Genomic DNA, 19,418 nt, shown 5'->3' with positions numbered 1-19,418 from the left:
CTCACGAGCGGCGACGCAGCCATAAGGATGATCTTCCTATCGAATTGAAATCACCCTATCACATGACGAACGATGAGCAGAAAGCCTTCTCTGCATGCGTCGAATGCCAGCTTTCAGCCACTGGCAGCGTTCACCAAATGGCCGAGATGCACGCGCAAATTGTTCACGGCTCCACTCGTGAAGTGGAGCCGCTCTTGATCACACCTCAGTTGCCTCGGCAAGTTCGAGAGCATCTTCTACATCGACTCCCAGATAGCGGACCGTGTTCACGATCTTGCTATGACCGAGCAAAGACTGGATGGCTCCCAGAGGATAACTGACCTCAATCCAACAAGCATGTTTCTGACAGCTCAGCCTCCGCACGTCGACAGAGCCGGTTTGGGCGGGCCCGGTCCTTTCCGAATGATTCTCTCTGCTGCTCAGCCGCCGCCAAAGGTTTGTGCCCCTCCGAGCACAGGAACCGTTATTGACCGCTGAATGCCGCAAAGCTTTTTTCGAAGCGGTCGACGACATCCTCGATATCGGACATTGCCAAGCAAAGCGGCGGACACATGCGGATGACATTGCGGTACGGTCCCGAGCGGCTGGCGACGAGCCCGTTGCGGCGCGTTTCCTCGAAAATGGCGAGCGTCTCCTCCGGCGCCGGCTCTTTCGTCGCGCCGTCCTTGACGAGTTCGATCGCAAGCATAAGCCCACGGCCCCTGATATCGCCGATGATTGGAAAGCGCTCCTTCATGTCGTTAAGGCGACCCTTGAGCACCGCGCCAACATCCCGGGCGTTCTCCTGGAGTCGTTCCTCTTTTATGACCTTTAGCACGGCTCGGCCGGCCGCGCATGCCACCGGATTGGCGCCATAGGTGTGGAACAGAAATTTATCGGCCATGGATTCAGCGACATCTCGCTTGGCGATGACCGCGCCGAGCGGGATGCCGTTGCCCACACCTTTGGCGATGACGACGATATCGGGCACAATGCCATGGGATTCAAACGCCCAGAAGGCATCGCCGGTTCGGGCGACACCGGATTGCACTTCATCAATGATACAGAGACCGCCGGCCGCGCGGACACGCTCGACAGCGCCGGCAATGTAGCCCGGCGGCATCGGCACGATGCCGCCATAGCCCTGCACCGGCTCGATAATCATGCCGGCCAGCCCGCCGCTGGTTGAACTCGCTATGGCGCGCTCGACCTCGTCGAGATAGGGCTGCAAGCCTTCGCCATGAATGCCGCGATACTGGTTGGGCTCGGCCACGAAAGTGACCCCGCCAAGCTGGGGCACGGGATGGCGAAAACCCGCTATCCCGGTCACCGACTGCGCGCCGAAAGTGGCGCCGTGATAGCTCGAGGCAAGCGCCAGCATGTCGATGTTGCCGGTATGCGAGCGCGCCATCAGCAGCGCAAGATCGATCGCTTCGGCCCCGCTGTTGGTGAAATGTACGACCCAATCGTGACCGGCCGGCATCGTTGCCACCAGTTCCTCCGCGTACTGAGCCGGAACCGGGTGGTAGAACATCGTCGTGCAATGCGTCAGTTCCGCCAGTTGCTCGGTGGCCGCCTTGACCACCTGCGGATGCGCGTGGCCGACCGAGATGCAAAGGTTCATGCCGAGCAGGTCGATGTATTTACGATCCTTCTCGTCCCAGACATACTGGCCCTTGCCGCGCTTGAGGATCAGCGGGTCCTTGTAAGGAACGAACTTGCGCTGCGTGGCCGAATAGAAGCGGTTCCGCCGATCGACGATGGCCTCGGTCGACCAGTCGATGTCCAGATTGGAATGGACGTGCGGAGCGTTCATGCCGTGTCTCCCGTGTTGCGAACTCCTGGATTGAAAACACGGAATGCGCGGCGCGCACACCGCCAAACCTCCTTATCAGGATAACTGATGGAGTTGATTAGTCATGCGACGAGGGGCGATCGACGGCATAGCAGTCGGCGGGAAGGCCAGGCAGGCGGGTGCTGATCGCGTTGGTCAGCACTTCCGCGGTACGCGTGGCGAAAGCCTCGGGGAGGTTTCCGAGCTCCCGCTCGCGCGCGACCAGAAGGATGTTGCGCGACAGCCCGGTGAACGGCAAGGGATGGACGTCAATCTCCATACCCTCCGCCAGCCCGTCGATGAGCAGGGTCGGCGTCAGGATCGCAAAGCCCATGCCGGCCGCGACCGGCGCCATCACCACGCTGGAGCGGTCACCTTCCATGGCACGCGGGATCTCGATTCGCAGGCGGCTCAGATGCTGGTCGACGCGCAGGCCAACCGGCGTCTCGCGCGAGAAGCGCACGAAGGCGAGCTTCTTGGAGAGCTTGACGATGTCACCGACATCGCCGGCAAAACCCTTTGGCGTCACCAGCAGGAATTTTTCGGTCATCACAGGATAACGTGTCAGTCCCTCGATCTCGAACAGCTCGCCGGAGGTGACGGCGAGGTCGGCGCGGCGGGCCCGCAGCAAGGCGACGTGGTCGGTCGCCAAACCCGCGAACAGGCTGAGCTCGGGAATGCCGAAACCCTTGCGGGCAAGGACCGAAAGCGCCGGCGCCAGCGTTGTCGCGATCGACGCCAGAAGCGCGATGCGCAACAGCGGCAGCGGTGCTGCATTGACGCGCCGCGCGTCGGTGCGCAGGCCCTCGACCTCGGCCAGTATGGCAACGGCGCGGCGATGCAGCGCGATGCCGGCTTTGGTGAGCTCGATCGGCCGCAAATTGCGATCGATCAGGCTGACGCCGAGCGCGCTTTCCAGGTTCTTCAGATGCTGCGAAGCGGCCGATTGCGTCATGCCCAGCATCTGTGCCGCCTGGGTGACGTGCCTGGTCTCGACGATGGCGACGAAAACCTCGATCGATCGGAAAAGGTTGAAATCGAAACTGCCGCTCTTCACCCGCAACTCCGCCCGTGAAGCATCATAAGTTTTCCTAATGTTGCGAAATTTGGGTTGAGCGCAAGTGGTTTAGCGGGAGAAGATCGCGCTGTTCCAATCCAGCGAAGGTATCCCACAAGGTGAATGGCAGCGCACGCATCGTGATCATTGGCGGCGGTGTCATTGGCCTCGGCATAGCCTATCACCTTGCCGAACTGGGCGTGAGCGATGTCGTCCTTCTGGAGCGCCACCAACTGACCAGCGGCACATCCTGGCACGCCGCCGGAATCGTCGGTCCGTTACGCGCCAGCCTCAACCTAACAAGGCTGGCGCAATATGCGACCGAGCTGTTTCCACGCCTCGAGGACCTGACGGGCCAGGCGTCCGGCTACCGCCGCACCGGCGGCCTGTGGCTGGCGCGACGTGCGGAGCGCATGGACGAACTGAAGCGCATCGCGCATATGGGTGATGTCTGCGGCTTGACGGTTGGGATCGTCGATCAGGCGGGCGTGGCCGAGCACGTGCGCGGCATCGTCACCGATGGCGTCGAGGGCGCGCTGTGGGTCGAGGAAGACGGCCAGGCCAATCCAGTTGATATCTGTGCGGCCTATGCAAAACGGGCCCGCGCCGCCGGTATCCGCATCCTCGAGGGGTTAGCCTGTTCGGGCATCGTGACCCGCAACGGCCGGGTCGCTGGCGTCAAGCTGGCCTCCGGCGCCACCATCGATTGCGAGACCGTCGTCAACTGTGCCGGCGCCTGGGCGCGCGATATCGGCGCGCTCGCCGGCGTTCCTGTGCCGCTGCAGGCCGTCGAGCACATGTATGTCGTGACGGAGCCGATCGCCGGCCTGCAGGATCCGTTTCCCATCCTGCGCGACCTCGACGAAGGCATCTACATCAAGGGTGATTCGGGCAAGCTGGTGCTGGGCGGCTTCGAGCCGAACGCCAAGCTCTTCGACGTTCGCGGACCGGTTGGCGACAGGCCATTCCTCGAACTGCCCGAGGATTGGGAGCAGTTCGAGCCTTTCATGTCGGCCGGGCTGAAACTCCTGCCGGCGCTGTCGCAGACCGGCATCAGGCACTTCATGAATGGCCCGGAGAGTTTTACCCCCGACACGCGGCCGCTGATAGGCGAGTCGCCCTATCTGCGCGGCTTCTATGTCGCCGCCGGCTTCAACTCGACAGGCATGATGTCGTCGGCCGGCGCCGGCAAGGCCATGGCCGAATGGATCGTCGACGGCGAGCCCAGCCTCGATCTGTGGGCGCTTGACATCGCCCGCTTCGACCGCGCCGCCGCGGCGCGCTCTTTCGTCGGCGCCAGGATGGAGGAAGCGGTTGCCGACCTCTTCCGCATGCATTGGCCTTACAAGCAGGCCGCCGCCGGGCGCGAGGTGCGGTGTTCCGCCTTTCACCGTACGTTCGCCGAAGCGGGTGCTGTGTTCGGCGCGCCGACCGGCTGGGAGCGACCGCTCTGGTTCGGCGGCACGGAGACGCGCGGCTATTCCGTCGGCGCTCAGAAATGGTGGAGCCCGGCCAAGGCCGAAGCCGAGCGAATGGCGCAAGGCGTTGGCCTGTTCGAGCTTTCGCCTTTCACCAAGATCGATGTGCGTGGACGCGACGCGATCCAGCTGATGCAAAGCCTGTGCGCGGGGGACGTCGACAGGCCCGAAGGCCGCGCCGTCTATACGCAGATGCTCAACGCACGCGGCGGCATCGAGGCCGATGTGACGGTCACGCGAGTCGACGAGCACGGCTTCCGGGTTATTTCAGGTGCCGCGACCAGACAGAAAGATTTTGCCTGGATCGCGCGCCATGCTGAGGATCTTGGTCTCAACGTCTCGGTCTTCGACGCCACGTCCGCGGAGGCCGTTCTCGGGGTCATGGGGCCGAATTCGCGGGCGCTGCTGCAGAGCCTGACTGACGTCGATCTTTCGGACGCAGCCTTCCCGTTCTCGACTTCGCGCCGCATCGACATCGGCACCGCGAATGTGCGGGCGACCCGAGTCAGCTTTGTCGGCGAGCTCGGCTTCGAGCTTTATGTGCCGGTCGAACACGCCGAGAGCCTGCTTGCCACGATCGTCTCAGCGGGCGGCGCCCATGGCCTGACCTTTTGTGGCCACTACGCGCTGGATGGCTGCCGGTTGGAAAAGGGCTATCGCCATTGGGGCCATGATATCGGGCCGAAGGACACGCCGCTGGAGGCGGGCCTGTCCTTCGCGGTGTTCTGGAAGAGGGATGATTTCATCGGCCGCGATGCCCTGCTGAAGCAGAAGGCCGATGGCCTGAAGCGCCGGCTCATGCATTTCGCCGTCGACGGCGACAATCCGCTTCTGCTGCATGACGAACCGATCTATCGCGACGGCAAACTTGCCGGGTTGACGACGTCAGGTGGCCTCGGCGTTCGCACGGGGCTCAGCCTTTGCCTGGGCTACGTTGCCTGTGATCCAGGCGAGACGAAAACGCAGCTGCTTGCCTGCGACTACCAGATCGCGGTGGCCGGTGCGCGCTACAGGCTGCGCCCACTCGACAAGCCACCCTATGACCCAACCGGATCGCGCATGCGCGTAAGCGCGGAGGAAAATTCATGAGACAACAGGCCCGCGTGGTCGTTATCGGCGGCGGCGCCATGGGCGTGTCGCTGCTCTATCACCTGGCCAAGCGCGGCTGGAGCGATGTCATGCTCGTCGAGAGGCAGGAGCTGACAGCAGGCTCGACCTGGCACGCCGCCGGGCTCTGCACGCATTTCGCCCACAATGCGACGATCATGGAGATGCGCGCGCATTCGGTGCGGCTCTATCGCGAAATCCTGACCGCCGAGACCGGGTTGCCGACAGGTTTCCACCCAAGCGGCGCATTGCGCATTACGCGCTCGCCGGAGCGCATGGACGAATTCCGCCATGTGCAGGGGCTTGGCCGGTTCGTCGGCCATGACTTCCACATTCTCAGTCCCGATGAGCTCAAGCAGATCTATCCGCTCTGCCATACCGACGGCATCATAGGCGCGATCTACGAGCCCAATGACGGTCATGTCGATCCGACGCTGGCGACCAACGCAATGGCCAGCGGCGCGCGCTCGCGCGGCGCCGAGATCGTGCGCCACAATCCGGTCCTGGCAATCGAGCGCAAGCCATCGGGCGAGTGGCTGGTCCGCACACAACAGGGTGACATTGTCGCGGAGCATGTGGTGAACGCGGCCGGCACATGGTGCCGCGAGATTGGCGCCATGATGGGGCTCGACCTGCCCGTGGTGCCGATGCTGCACCAATATGTCGTGACCGATACCGTCCCCGAGATTGCCGACCGGATCGCCGCCGGCGCCAAGGAACTGCCGATCATCCGCGATCCGGAAGAAAGCTGGTATCTGCGCCAGGAGCGCGACGGCTTTATCGTCGGTCCCTATGAAAAGTCGGCTCACCCCTGGGCGGTCGATGGCGTGCCACCAGAATTCGGCATGGACTTGCTGCCGCCCGACCTGGATCGGGTCGAGCACATCATCGCGCTGGCGATGGAGCGTGTCCCGGCACTCGCCAATGCCGGCATCAAGACGGTGGTCAACGGGCCGATCACCTTCACGCCGGATGCCAATCCGCTGGTCGGTCCGGCATTCGGCCTCGGCAATGCCTGGCTGCTCACCGGCTCAAGCATGGGCGTGATGGAAGGCGGCGGCGCCGGTCGCTTCCTCGCCGACTGGATCGTCGACGGATCACCGCCAATGGATGCGCTTGCCATCGACCCACGCCGCTTCGGCAATTATGCCGACCGCGACTATCGCATCGACAAGGCGGTGGAAGGGTTCGGCCTGCAATTCGGCATCCACTATCCCAACGAGGAACGCGAGGCCGGCCGCCCGCGCCGCACGACGCCGGCGCTCGAACTTCAGAGAAGCCAGGGGGCAGTGCTGGGCGCCGCCTATGGCTGGGAGCGGCCGAACTGGTTCGCTGCCAACGGCGCCGACCGTGACCCGCCACTGACCTTCCGCAAGCCCGGCTGGTTCGACGCGGTGCGCGGCGAGTGCCGTGACGTGCAGGCCAGCGTCGGCGCCATCGACCTTTCGGCCTTCTCCAAATTCGAGATCGGCGGACCAGGCGCCAGCGCCTTCATGGCTTCGCTCGGCGCCAACCGACCACCGGAACGTCACGGCCGCATCGGGCTCATTCACGCGCTGACGGCAAAGGGCGGCGTGGCGTCGGAATTTACCGTGACCCGACTCGGCGACGATGGGTTCTACCTGACCAGCGCAGCACTTGCGGAGCGACATGACGAAGGTCTGCTACGCTCGCGCGCCGCAGCCTTTCCAGGTGTGACGATCGACAACGTCACCGAAAGGCGCGGCGTGCTCGGCGTAATGGGACCGCGTGCTCGCGACCTGCTGCAAAAGATCTGTGAGGCCGATCTGTCGAACGCGGCATTCCCCTGGCTTTCGGCGCAGATCATCCGCGTGGCCGGCATCAAGACGGCAGCGCTCCGGGTCTCTTATGCCGGTGAGTTCGGTTGGGAACTGCACGTTCAGTTGGCGCAGTTCGGCAAGCTCTACGAAGCGATCACCAAGGCCGGAGCGCAGTTCGATTTGCGTCCGTTCGGCATCTACGCGCTCAACGCAATGCGGCTGGAAAAGGGCTACCGCGCCTGGGGCGCCGACCTGACCACGGAGCGCACGCCGCTGGAGGCCGGACTGGGTGCCTTGGTCAAGACTGACAACCGGATGTTCGTCGGTCGTGAGGCGATGCTGGAGCGGGTCGGCGAAAACGCCTGGTCCATGCTGCTGCTCGAAATCGACGACGACGGCGAGCGACTGCCGTTTTACGCCCATGCCGTGATGCAGGCGGGGCGCCCGGTCGGGATCGTTTCCTCCGGCAGCCACGGCTTCCGCACCGGCAAGACCGTTGCGCTCGCCTATCTGCGACCCGGTGTTGCGGCGGAAGGCCTGACCGTCTCGATCCTCGGCAGGGAACTGACGGCGCGGGAGCTGAAGAAAGCGCCTTACGATCCGGACAATCTGCGGCTGCGCGGCCTTCAGGCCGATGCGCCGGCCGCCTTCATGCCTGCCTGATCACGGAGACGAAAATGGACAAGGACGCGATGATCGACGCTCCAGCGCCACGAAGCGGGGGCCGAGCGGGAAGGCAAGGCCAGCGCCTGGCCCAGCAGGCGCCGCGGCGTCCCTACATCAGCCGGCGGATCGGCACGTTCAATATCCTCGACGAAGAAGGCCTGAGCCTGATCGAGGCGAACGCCGACCGGCTGCTCAAGGAGGTCGGCATGGAGTTCCATGACGATCCCGAGATCCTCGACATCTTTCGCGATGCGGGCGCCGACGTGCAGGGCACCAGAGTCCGCTTCGAGCCCGGCATGTGCCGCAAGATCGTCCGCGCCACCGCGCCTTCGCAATTCAAGCAGCACGCCCGCAACCCGGCCAACACGGTGGTGATCGGCGGCGACAACACCGTGCTGTGTCCGTCGTGGGGGCCGCCCTTCGTCCACGATCTCGATCGCGGACGGCGCTACGCCACGATCGCGGACTTCCGCGATCTGGTGAAGATCCATCAGATGATCCCGCATCTGCATCATTCGGGCGGCGTCGTTTGCGAGCCTGTCGACCTGCCGGCCAACAAGCGTCATCTCGACATGCTCTACACCCACATCCGCCATTCGGACCGTGCCTTCATGGGCGCGTTCATCGGTTCGAGGCGAGCACAGGACGCGGTTGACATGGCCAAGATCGTCTTCGGCGAGGAGTTCGTCGCCAACAACGCTGTGCTCTACAACGTCTCCAACACCAATGCGCCGCTGGTGCTCGACGCCAACATGTCGGGTTCGCTGAAGGTCTGCGCCCGCAACAATCAGCCGGTCGCCTGCACGCCATGGACGCTGGCCGGCGCGATGAGCCCGTGCACGGTCGCCGGCACGCTGGCGCAGGTGCTGGCCGAGGCGCTCGCCTGTCTCAGCCTCGTACAGCTGATCAACCCCGGCGCGCCCTGCCTGATGGGAAGCTTTGCCAGCACGATCTCGATGCAGAGTGGAGCGCCGACCTTCGGGACGCCGGAAGCGGGCAAGATGGTGCTCGCCTGCGGGCAGTTGGCGCGTCGCGTCGGCGTTCCGTTCCACACCGTCGGTTCGCTGTCGGCCTCAAAGCTTCCCGACGCACAGGCCGAGCAGGAAGCGACATGGGGCATATTGATGTCGATGTTTGCCGGCGCCAACGTGATCAACCACGCCACCGGCTGGCTCGAGGGCGGACTGGTCACCGGTTTCGAAAAGACGGTCATCGACGCCGATCTCTGCGGCAAGGTCGCCAGCCTGTTCGAAGGCATCGATCTGTCGCTCAATGCGCAGGCGATGGAGGCGATCGAAGCGGTCGGGCCGGGATCGCATTTCCTGGGCAGTGCGCATACGCAGTCCAATTTCCTCTCGGCCTTCTATCGCTCCACCAGCAGCGACAACAATTCCTTCGAGCAATGGAACGAGGACGGCCGGCTCGACGCCGCGCAACGCGCCAACCGGCAATGGAAGAGGCTGCTCGACGACTACCAGGATCCGGGGCTCGATCCGGCGATCGACGAAGCGCTCCAGGCCTTCATCGCCAACCGCAAGGCCAGCGAGCCGGACCAGGCTTATTTCTAGAGCCGGTACCGCATCTTTGATGGCCCGTTCGTGGAATGTTGACCGGCCGAGCTCCACGAGAAGATCGTTCCCAAACGGCTTTATCTGGTTCGTCCTTGCACGATACGGTCGATGATCATGGCGCAGAGAAGTATGGCGAAGCCCGCGAGCAGTCCCTGCCCGACAGCTGCGTATTGAAGCGCATTGAGGACATCTTCTCCCAACCCTTTGGCGCCGATCAGGGAAGCGATGACCACCATTGAAAGGCACATCAAAATGGTCTGGTTTATGCCGGCCATGATGGAAGGCATCGCTAGCGGGAGATCGACCCGGGTCAGGAGAAACCATCTTGTTGCACCATAGGCTTGCGCGGCCTCTCTAATGGCCGGCGGGACACCCTGCAAACCGAGCGCAGTCAGGCGCACCACTGGCGGAGTACCGAAAATCAGCGTGGCGATGACGCCGGGCGGCTTGCCGATGCCGAACAATGCGATCACCGGGATCAAATAGACAAATGCCGGCATGGTCTGCATGAAGTCGAGCACCGGCCGCACGGCGGCATAGACGCGCGGTCGGCGTCCGCACCATATCCCAAGCGGAACTCCTATCGCGAGGCAGATAATGGCCGATGTGCCCAACAGGGCGACTGTTTCCAGGCTCTTTTCCCAAAAGCCAAGCACGGCAAGATAGGCGAGCGCAGCCACGGTGAAGATGGCGACGCGCGGCCCCGCCAGTTGCCAGGCCAGGGCTAGAATGATCGCCATTGTCACTGGCCAGGGCATGCCCGTCAGTCCATAGGCCAAGGCATCGAGCACCAACGATATTGCGCCTGTGATGCCGCCGAAAAAGCCCTCCCCGAGATGCGACACCGCTCCCATCAGGCTGTCCAGACCCGATGACAACGCGGCCTGCCACTCGCGATTCGAGGGCGCGGCAATCAGCCAGACGGCTGGTGTCGGCGCGGCGAAGCGATAGACCGAAAGCCCATAGGCTGCGATGCAGAAGGCAAGGGCGCATAGCGCCAGCGGATGATTGAGCCCGCGCTGAAGCGTCGGATTCGAACGCCAGCGCGCGAAGCGCCGCTCCAGCATCCGGTTGGCGAGGAAACCGGCGATCAGCCTGGCGAAGAGCAAAGTGACAATACCGGACCCAATTACAACCGGCGCCTTCGCCTTTGCGGCGTCGGCCCGCATTCTGGCCGTGTTGGCAGCTTTCTCCAGAGCGGCCGCTGATGATCTCAGGCCAGCTGCATTGTCCGCCCCCGCTGCCTCGGCGGCTTTTGCCTGTTCCGCGCGCGCCTGTGCCTGCTTGGTCACGCGTTCGGCTCGTGCTTGCTCTGCGGCGCCGAGGTTACCAGCCGCGCCGACGCCGATCTGAACCACCGCAAGCGTCTCCAGGAAGAAGATGAGCCAGAACAGAAGTGTGATGCCTCGGGCAGCGGCCCAGACCGGCCCAAGCAGTGCGGCCGCCAGGTTGAACGGCCAGACGGCACCGGACGCCCGCCGGATGCGGGCGAACACATCGATATAGTAATCGGGGTTGCGGAGGACGAATTCCCGAACGAGTCCTTCCTCTGCCGGTTGCGATTGCACAGCGACAGGATCATGGGCGTTCACGGGTTTCGCCCTTTCGCAGACCGTGGAGCAGGATCTGCCTGTCGACGATGCCGACGACAGACCCACCGGGATCTGTCACAGCAAGCGGTGCGGCATCCCGTGCCGCGAGTTCGACGAGTTCGGCCAGGGATTCTCGAGAATCCACCCTGTGCAACCGCTCGACGTCCAATTCCGGATGAGACCGGCTCTTGAAACTCTCGACCGACTCCATGATGCGCCCGGCGGTGATCACGTTCAGGCGCGAGATGTCGGCGACGAATTTCGCGACATAGTCGTGCTTCGGAGATGTGACGATCTCCTCGGGCGTGTCGGTCTGGACGATGACGCCATCTTTCATGATCGCGATGCGATCGCCGATCCGGATCGCCTCGTCGAGGTCATGGGTGATGAAGATCACTGTCTTTCCCATCGAGCGTGAGAGGGCCAGGAACTCGTCTTGAAGTTGCCGCCTTATCAAGGGATCGAGCGCGCTGAATGGCTCGTCCATGAGCAGGATCGCTGGATCGGCAGCCAAAGCGCGGGCGAGGCCGACGCGCTGCTGCATCCCGCCTGAGAGCTCATGGCAGTAGCGATCCCCCCAGCCCGACAGGTTCACCTTGGCAAGTGCCGTCTCGGCGGCGTCAAATCTCCGCTGCTTGGTCGCGGCTTGGATCTCCAGCGGGAGCGCGACGTTGTCGCGTACGGTGCGATGCGGAAGCAGACCGAAGCTCTGGAACACCATGGCGATCCTGCGAGACCGCAATGCCCTCAACTCAGCGGGCGACTTGGCCATGACGTTTTCACCGTCGACGAAAATCTCGCCGGCGGACGGCTCGAGTAGGCGGTTTATATGGCGGATCAATGTCGATTTGCCACTGCCCGACAGGCCCATGACGCAGAAGATTTCACCCGGCCGAACCGAAATGTTGACGTTGGCGACGCCCACGACACATCCGAAGCGCCTGGCCACTTCGTCCTTGTCCAGGCGGTCGCGCAAAATCGCCATCATCGCCACTGGCGCGCGGGCGCCAAAGATTTTCCAGACGCCCTTCAAAATGATGGCGGCACCGTGGCTTGCCGCGTCTCCGCGGTCCGCCAGGCCGGGTCCTCCCGGCGCAATGATCGGTGCGGTGTCCACCGGCTACCGCTCCCGTCCGATCACGGATTTGAGCGGCCGGGCAACAGTGCAGGCCGGTTCAGAGCCTGCAATGCCGGCCCTGGCCTTCAATGACCGAACCACTTCGCCACGTCGTCGGGGTGGGCTTTGATCCATTCCTTCGCCACATCGCCTGCCGGCTTCTTGTCGACGATGATTGCATAGGCCCATTTGCTGATGTCGTCCGGATTGAAAGTAATCCGATCCAAAGCGGCGGTCAGTTCCGGTTGCCGCTGGGCCAGCGAACCAGCATAGGCGATGTGCACGGTGGTGTCAGCATATGCCGACGACACTTTCGATTTTTCGAACCATTGAGGATCCTCGCTCGGCTGCAGCATCATGAACTTGGCTGGGTCGTGTTTCGGTTCGGTGAGAAAGGCAAGCTTGTAGCGGGCGAAATTCTGGTGTGGGCCGTAGCAGTAGCCGACCCATGGCTTGTCTGCCTTCGCGGCCCGGTCGAGCGATGCCGCGGCCACCGCTTCGTCGGTCACCTGGAGATCGAAGAAATCGGCGAATCCATAGTCGCGGGCCCGCACCTTTTCGATGTTTGTCGACTGCCAGCCTGACGCGCCGATCCAGATTTCGCCCTTGCCGTCGCCATTGGTGTCGAAGATCTTGGCGTTGTCCGGATTGGTGAGATCCGCGACATCCTTGATGCCATATTTGTCGATCGCGACCTGGGTGACGCAGTAGCCTTGCTTGGCTTCGTAGCCGTTCTGCGCGAGTTTCACCGTGCCGGCGCTTTTGACATATTTGTCTACCAGGCCCTGCTGGTTCGGCAGCCAGACATCTGGCCAGATGTCGACCTCCCCTTTGTTGCGATCCATGGCTTCCCAAATGACTGGGACTGCGGTGGTGGTGACGGTGGAAACGTCGAGCCCAAGCTCCTGTTCGGCCGCGTTCTTGATGACGTTCATGACCGCCGTTGCGGTAGCATAGTTTGGATCCGGCATAGTCACGTCTGCACCGAACGCCGACGATACCGGCGCCAACAATAGAACGCCGAGAGATGGTGCAAGAAGTCGGTTTTTCATATCGTTCCCCAGTTGAGTTGCGCTGATTTTTCTCAGCTTATTGGTCAAGTTAGCGAAACGTGCAGGCAATCCATCCCAAATTGTGCCGCATTAGCAAAAACGATGAAGCGCATAAGGCGGTCGTTGAGATTCCGATACCCGCTCTGTAGGCAGAGGGTGTCTCCATGCTCAGGCCGTCACGTATATGCTCCCTGCCTCGACGGAGACTGGGAACGTCCTCGCGCGAACGGACGGGTTGACCAATGCTGCGCCCGACCTGATGTCGAATTCCCACCCGTGCCAGGCACAGCGAACGATTTCATTCTCACGGTGATAGATGAATTCGGCTCGCTCGACGGGAGCAGTCGTTCCGCATTGCGGTCCCTCACAAAGGGGGGCCCCTCGATGCGGGCATACATTCAGCAGCGCATGGAAACTATCGCCGATCCGGAACACGCCGATCGACAGGCTGCGCACCTTGGCGATGAACGGCGTTCCGACCTGGATCTCGTCGGCGCGACAAATATACGTCTTCTCAGCCATGTCAGGTCGTCACGCTGCAGCAGCGGCTTGCGGGCGGGGAATGCGCTTGTAAACGTCCAGCGCATTCTGGCCGAGCACCTTGCGGCGCCATTCCGGCGGGATGTGCAAAGTGTTGACGTCATCGTAGTCCCAATGGGGGTAGTCGGACGCAAACAGCAGCGTGTGCTCCCCGTCCATGGCCTCCAGGATCGCCCAGAGGTGGTTGACATTCGAAGGCTGCTCCAGCGGTTGGGTGGAGAAACGTATGTTACGCCGGCAATATTCCGACGGCAGCATTTTCAGCCATGGCGTCTCTTTTCGCAGTGCTTTGTAGTCGGCATCCAGGCGCCACAGGACCGACGGGACCCAGGCGACGCCGCACTCGATGATCACGAAGTAGAGGTCCGGCCATTTCTCAAAAACGCCATGGGCAATCATGCTTGCCACATGCGACATGGCCGACATGTGCAGGATCGCATGGGTCTCCCAGAAGAAAGTGGTGGGCGCTGGCGCGACAGCGTTCCAGTTGATGCCGCCATGTCCACCAAGATGTATGGCGAACGGCAAACCGACCTCGGCACAGGCCTCGAAGATCGGGTGATAGAACGGGTCGCCATACGGCCGCACAGAGCCTTGGGAGGCCAGAACTTGCGCCATCCGGGGATGCGCGCCGAGGCGCCGGATCTCCGCCGCCGCAAGGCGCGGGTCTTGCGGTGCGATGATGATGGAGCCCATGAAGCGGCTGTCTTTCGGCAGCCATTCATTGATCTGGTAGTCGTTGTAGGCGCTTACCAGCGCGCTAGCGTAATAGGGATTTGCCAGTGTCGACGCTTCGATGGGCTCGTCGCCAGTTAGGATTGCCACTCCGACATTGTATTTATCGAGGTGCTTCTCCTTCATGATCAGGTAGTTGTCCGCCTCCACCTTCGGTCGCACATCCTTGCGGGAGAAATCCTGCGGATGAAACCAGGGGCGATGGCCGTGCGGAAAAGCGCCGACCGGGCCGGTCTTCTCGCCCTCGATGAACATGTCTTTCCAGACACCGGACAGGTAGGGCTCCAGCACCGTCGCGTTGGACCAATAGTTGTGGCAATCGCAATCGACTATGAACACTTTTCCCTCTTCCTTTGATGCGGCCGTCACAGACCGTGGCTTCTGCACCGAACTTCCGCTTTGATAGTGCACGGATCAAGCGTATGAACAGCTAGATACGATCGCAAAAATCGATGGCTCGCCTATGCAGTTGGAACAAATAGAGACGTTTCTCGACATCATTGAATCGCGAAACTTCAACCGGTCGGCGGAGCGCCTCGGACTGACGCAATCGACGGTCAGCACCCGTGTCAAGAACCTGGAGGCCGCCGTGGGGTCCGAACTCTTCCATCGCGGCCGCGCCGGTGCCGAGCCGACCGCGGCAGGGCGGCGGTTTGAGGTTTACGCGCGGTCAATGCTGTCGACCTGGTCCCAGGCCCGTCACGACGTGCGCGCCTTTAACAGATTCGAAGGCAGCCTTCGGGTCGCTGCCCAGGTTGGAATGACCCGCTCGATCCTGCCGGGTTGGTTGGAAATGCTGCTGCAAGTCTTGCCGCGGTCCTCGATCCATGTCGAATCCGACTACTCGCCGCAGATGATATCTGATCTGAGCCTGGGAAACCTCGATATTGCTGTTGTTTATGCTCCACGCTACCTGCCCGAGATCACATATGACCAACTGATGGTCGAGGAATATACAATGGTCTCGACCAAGGCACGCCGGCTTAGCGATGTAAGCCCGGACAATTACATCCGGCCGGGTTACACCGTTGCGCTCGAGAAGGCTCATGCCGAGGCGTTGCCAAATCTGACTGCGTGCCGGCTTTCGATGGGCTCCGAAACGCTGGCCGACAATATGCTGAGGCGCGCAGGCGGCACCTGCTACATGCGCGCCGACGATGCGCGTCGCTTCGCCGCCGAGCAACCCTCCCACATTGTGGAAGGTGCTCCAACTCTGCATCAGCCCGTCTACACCGCAATTCTCGCGCGACGCCGGCATGAGCCAATCATAAAGAAAGGCATTCGCGCGCTTCATCTTGCGGTCATGTCGCTGGAAGGTTGATCGATATTGTCGATCATAGATGCTTGAGGTTCCTCCTGTATCGAACGTAGGCCTGCTGGCATTCTTGGCCCCTTAATGGGAGCCAGATGATGAACGCCCTCGTTTCTTTCCCTCCCTCCTGCCGATCCGACCGCGTCAGCGGACGTCACACGCTGATCTGTCGCGGCATCGTTCAGGAGACGCACGACGTGAAGACCTTCGTCTTTTGTCCAAAGCGCGGGCAGGCCGGCCAGTTCAAAGCCGGGCAGTTTATCACTCTGAACCTCGTGATCGACGGCGCTCCGGCCGTCCGGACTTACTCGATCTCTTCGCCGCCAACCCGGGTGGGAGACCTCAGGATAACCGTCAAGCGCGTCCCCGGCGGCCTCGCTTCCAATTGGCTGCATGACAATCTCGAACAGGGAAGCGAAATAGAGATCGACGGCCCGTCCGGCAGCTTCAACTGGGATGACCTGCGGAGCGACCGGCCGCTTTTCCTCTCCGGCGGCAGCGGCATAACACCGGTGATGTCGATGCTGCGCACGCTCGCCGACAGTGGCTCCGACAAGGATGTCTGCTTCATTCATAGCGCACGCTCGCCGAAGGACATCATCTTCGGTGACGAGCTTGACAACCTGGCACGGGACCATCGCAATTTTCACGTCCATGTCGTCTGCGCCGAAGCTGTTCATAATTGGGCCGGTCCAACTGGATTGGTTGGTGAGTTCATGTTGCTGAAGTTTGCTCCCGACATTAGGGAGCGCACCGTTTATGCCTGTGGGCCCGAGCCTTACATGAACGCAGTCCGGAACGCCCTCAACAGCATCGGCTTGGATCCTGGTCGGTACCATGAGGAGAGCTTTGGCGGCCTGCTGAAGCCTGCACCGGTGTTGCAAACAGCCCAGGCCGCTTCCGTGCGTTTTGCTCGCACAGGTGTCACCCACCAATGCCGTTCGACACAGACCCTGCTCGAAATCGCTCGAAGCGTTGGTCTGTACCTGCCAAGCGCTTGCCAGCAAGGGATTTGTGGGACCTGTCGTGTGCTGAAGGTCAGCGGCGACGTGGAAATGGCTGATTTCGGCGGACTCAGCGCACAGGAGAAGGACGCCGGATATGTGCTCGCCTGCTGCACTCATCCCATGGGAGCGGTGTCGATAGACTTGTAGCTGCAGGCGCACACCGCGGCCGTGCAAATCACAAAGCAATTCAATACCGATATTGTCGTGGAAGGCACCGAACCGATGACCAATTCGCGTGAGAGATAAGACATAGGCAGCATCGATCTGGTGTTCGACGTCATCGGTGGCGACATCCAGAAGCGGTCTGCAGCCCTGATCCGGGGCGAGGTATGCTGGTGACCGTCGTCGGACCAGCCGAGGCGCAGCCCGCGGATGGGTTGGCGGTCGATTTCGTCGTCGAGTCCGGTCGTGGCCAGTTGAGCGAGATCGTCCAGCAGGTGCGGAACGGACGGCTGCGGACGAACATTGGCAAGGTCGCGATCTCGACGAGGCGATCGCCGCCTCAGGAAAAAATACTGTCAGAGCATTGTCACCCGACAACGCTTCACTCACAACAACGCGTGCATGTCACGACGCGATTCGTGGCCGCCCGGTGGCTGTCGCGACGACGATGGCTTCCACGAAACTGCGCTCGCCTTCGATTGTAGCAACTCTTATGTCGCGTGCGATCTCGATCCGAGCCTGATCGGCCCCGGCGCGCTCGGCAAGACCTGCCGCCAAGACTCGAATGTGGGCTTCGGCTGCGGCCATCGCCTCGTCCTCGGTGTCATAGTCGTCCAGCCGCTCGCCGGAATTGAGACGGAAAAGCCCGATCTCCGGTTGGCTGACACGCGCTTCCGCTGACATTCGCACCTGCCCAACCACGGCGCCCAACGCATTTGCGACATCGGCGTGTTCGGCAATGCTGCATTCATTGCCGATCAATTGCGGCAGCCCGGCAAAGTGCAGCGAAGCCGACGCCCCGAGGCCGATCACCGGCCGGTCGAGCGCGATCGACAGCCGCGCCATGCCGCCTCGCCCGCCAACCGCCCGCTGAACCAGCGGGTTGGCAACGGAGACGCCGCCCTCCAGCCCGTCCTCGGCAAATACCGATTCAAGAATTACTTCGGCAGAACGCCGGGTGACGGCGGCAAGAACCATCTCGGAAAACGCTTCTGCGCCTTTGGCGACACGATGCCCCTGGCCGTCGCGCTTGCGTGAGAACAATTCGGCGCCCAGTCGAGCCGCGACAGGATCCCAGTTCCCTTGCCGGCCGAGCACATGGGCTGCATCGGATGGCGTGAAGCCGACGATATGCACCAGGCCACGTGCGACGAGGCGATTGAGCGTCGCGACCTGTGACGTCGATACGAGCAACCGGTCGAGCGCGGCGGGAATTGCCGAAATGTCAGCATAGAGCCGCGTCTCGGTAACCGTCAGGCCTGCGGCTAGACGTTCGGGCACACCTGTGCGCAATGCGAAGCGGCCGTCCAGCCGGCTGGTGTTGGGACTGAGCAATTGCCGCTTGAGACCTTGGTATATGGCATCGCCATGTTTCACCGCAGCGAGCGCGAGCGGTACCAGCCGCCGGGGCCCGAGCACGATCGTCGAAGCCAACGACTGCTCATGAAGCGAAACTTCCGAATCCCCACCAAGGCCAAAGGTGTGCATGGCGACGGCTTCCACCATGGTTCGCATTCCGCCGACGGTGGCGCCTTCCGGATCGAGCCGCAGGCGGCCACCATCCAGAACTGCGATGTCGGTGGTAGTGCCGCCTATGTCGGACACCACCGCATCATCGATGCCGGTCATGTACCGCGCGCCCACCAGGCTTGCCGCTGGTCCTGACAGAATGGTCTCGATCGGCCGAGCGCGGGCGAATTCTGCGGTAATGAGCGCGCCGTCGCCGCGCACGACCATGAGCGGAGCGACGATCCCGCGTCTTGCCAGAAATCCCTCCGTGGCGTCGACAAGGCGATCGATCATCGAGATCAACCGGGCGTTGAGAAGCGTGGTCAGCGCCCGACGCGGGCCGCCGAGTTTCGACGACAATTCATGCGAACAGGTCACCGGGAGCCCGATGCGCTCGCGGATGACGTCACGTACCGCGATTTCGTGTTCGGGATTGCGAACGGCAAAATAGGAGGCCACGGCGACGCCTGAAACCGTGTCGGCGAGAAACGGCAGCGCAGCCACGAGAGCGTCGAGCACCAGCTCACGCGGATCTCCGTGGACGTCATGTCCGCCCGGGCAAAAGATCACGGGATCGGAGCCAAGGGCCTTTGACAATCCGTTCCGGGCAAGGTCGGCTTCAGTGAAGCCGATCATCACCAGCGCGACCCGCCCGCCCTGCCCTTCGACGAGGGCGTTGGTGGCCAGCGTGGTCGACATCGAGACGAGCTTGATCGCGCTGGGCTCGATGACTGCCTCGGACAAAACAGCGTCTGCGGCGCCGGCGATGCCCTCGGCAAGATCGTGTCGCGTGGTCAGCGACTTGGCCTTGGCCACGATGCCTGTGGATTCCGACCACAGCACGGCATCGGTGTACGTGCCGCCAGTGTCAATGCCCAGATAAAGTGGCGACGGCTGGTGCGCACATGCGTTCATTTTG

General features: G+C 62.4%; 13 protein-coding genes and 2 pseudogenes. 6 read left to right on the top strand and 9 right to left on the bottom strand.

What is annotated here, in order from left to right:
- Window positions 1–198: 198 nt before the first annotated feature.
- The 3 genes and pseudogenes from FJ443_RS31605 to FJ443_RS08085 all read right to left on the bottom strand — a co-directional run.
- Window positions 199–309: pseudogene (locus tag FJ443_RS31605) on the bottom strand (integrase); the annotation flags it as partial.
- Between the two features lie 154 nt (window positions 310–463).
- Window positions 464–1,795: an aspartate aminotransferase family protein gene (locus FJ443_RS08090; protein ID WP_140500682.1), complete on the bottom strand. Its 1,332-nt coding sequence runs from the start codon at window positions 1,793–1,795 to the stop codon at window positions 464–466.
- 97 nt (window positions 1,796–1,892) lie between these two features.
- Window positions 1,893–2,870 (bottom strand): LysR family transcriptional regulator, encoded by a 978-nt coding sequence (locus FJ443_RS08085; protein WP_140500683.1) that lies wholly within the window; start codon window positions 2,868–2,870, stop codon window positions 1,893–1,895.
- Between the two features lie 119 nt (window positions 2,871–2,989).
- Between FJ443_RS08085 and FJ443_RS08080 the strand changes: the two genes are divergently transcribed.
- Genes FJ443_RS08080 through FJ443_RS08070 form a run of 3 tightly spaced genes read left to right on the top strand, consistent with a single transcriptional unit; the run spans window position 2,990 to window position 9,470 of the window.
- Window positions 2,990–5,437, top strand: coding sequence for an FAD-dependent oxidoreductase (locus tag FJ443_RS08080; protein ID WP_140663441.1), 2,448 nt, complete (start codon window positions 2,990–2,992; stop codon window positions 5,435–5,437).
- Window positions 5,434–7,899, top strand: a complete 2,466-nt coding sequence (locus FJ443_RS08075; protein WP_140663439.1) for an FAD-dependent oxidoreductase — start codon at window positions 5,434–5,436, stop codon at window positions 7,897–7,899. The genes FJ443_RS08080 and FJ443_RS08075 overlap by 4 nt, the downstream gene beginning before the upstream one ends.
- 14 nt (window positions 7,900–7,913) lie before the next feature.
- Window positions 7,914–9,470, top strand: coding sequence for a trimethylamine methyltransferase family protein (locus tag FJ443_RS08070; RefSeq protein WP_224618847.1), 1,557 nt, complete (start codon window positions 7,914–7,916; stop codon window positions 9,468–9,470).
- Window positions 9,471–9,550: 80 nt separating this feature from the next.
- Here FJ443_RS08070 and FJ443_RS08065 read toward each other — a convergent pair whose 3' ends face one another.
- The 5 genes from FJ443_RS08065 to FJ443_RS08045 form a co-directional block, all read right to left on the bottom strand.
- Entirely contained in the window at window positions 9,551–11,065 is a 1,515-nt protein-coding gene (locus FJ443_RS08065; protein ID WP_140663437.1) for an ABC transporter permease subunit, read from the bottom strand.
- Window positions 11,052–12,143, bottom strand: a complete 1,092-nt coding sequence (locus FJ443_RS08060; protein ID WP_224705404.1) for a betaine/proline/choline family ABC transporter ATP-binding protein — start codon at window positions 12,141–12,143, stop codon at window positions 11,052–11,054. The genes FJ443_RS08065 and FJ443_RS08060 overlap by 14 nt, the downstream gene beginning before the upstream one ends.
- A gap of 125 nt (window positions 12,144–12,268) precedes the next feature.
- Entirely contained in the window at window positions 12,269–13,153 is an 885-nt protein-coding gene (locus tag FJ443_RS08055; protein WP_210239604.1) for a glycine betaine ABC transporter substrate-binding protein, read from the bottom strand.
- A gap of 249 nt (window positions 13,154–13,402) precedes the next feature.
- Window positions 13,403–13,756 (bottom strand): Rieske (2Fe-2S) protein, encoded by a 354-nt coding sequence (locus tag FJ443_RS08050; RefSeq protein ID WP_140500687.1) that lies wholly within the window; start codon window positions 13,754–13,756, stop codon window positions 13,403–13,405.
- 9 nt (window positions 13,757–13,765) lie between these two features.
- Window positions 13,766–14,848 (bottom strand): amidohydrolase family protein, encoded by a 1,083-nt coding sequence (locus FJ443_RS08045; RefSeq protein ID WP_140558747.1) that lies wholly within the window; start codon window positions 14,846–14,848, stop codon window positions 13,766–13,768.
- A gap of 124 nt (window positions 14,849–14,972) precedes the next feature.
- Between FJ443_RS08045 and FJ443_RS08040 the strand changes: the two genes are divergently transcribed.
- The 3 genes and pseudogenes from FJ443_RS08040 to FJ443_RS31600 form a co-directional block, all read left to right on the top strand.
- A complete protein-coding gene (locus FJ443_RS08040) occupies window positions 14,973–15,830 on the top strand; it encodes a LysR family transcriptional regulator (RefSeq protein WP_140521272.1) in 858 nt (285 codons plus the stop codon).
- A gap of 86 nt (window positions 15,831–15,916) precedes the next feature.
- Window positions 15,917–16,975, top strand: a complete 1,059-nt coding sequence (locus FJ443_RS08035) for a hybrid-cluster NAD(P)-dependent oxidoreductase (protein ID WP_140663433.1) — start codon at window positions 15,917–15,919, stop codon at window positions 16,973–16,975.
- A 99-nt stretch (window positions 16,976–17,074) separates the two neighbouring features.
- Window positions 17,075–17,327: pseudogene (locus tag FJ443_RS31600) on the top strand (zinc-binding dehydrogenase); the annotation flags it as partial.
- Window positions 17,328–17,395: 68 nt separating this feature from the next.
- Here FJ443_RS31600 and FJ443_RS08025 read toward each other — a convergent pair.
- Complete coding sequence (locus FJ443_RS08025) at window positions 17,396–19,414, bottom strand: hydantoinase/oxoprolinase family protein (protein WP_140663431.1); 2,019 nt, start codon at window positions 19,412–19,414, stop codon at window positions 17,396–17,398.
- Window positions 19,415–19,418: the final 4 nt, after the last annotated feature.

The organism is Mesorhizobium sp. B2-6-1, assembly GCF_006440475.1.
Taxonomy (GTDB): domain Bacteria; phylum Pseudomonadota; class Alphaproteobacteria; order Rhizobiales; family Rhizobiaceae; genus Mesorhizobium.
Note: the sequence above shows the minus strand (reverse complement) of the source record. Positions and strands in the feature narration are given on the sequence as shown.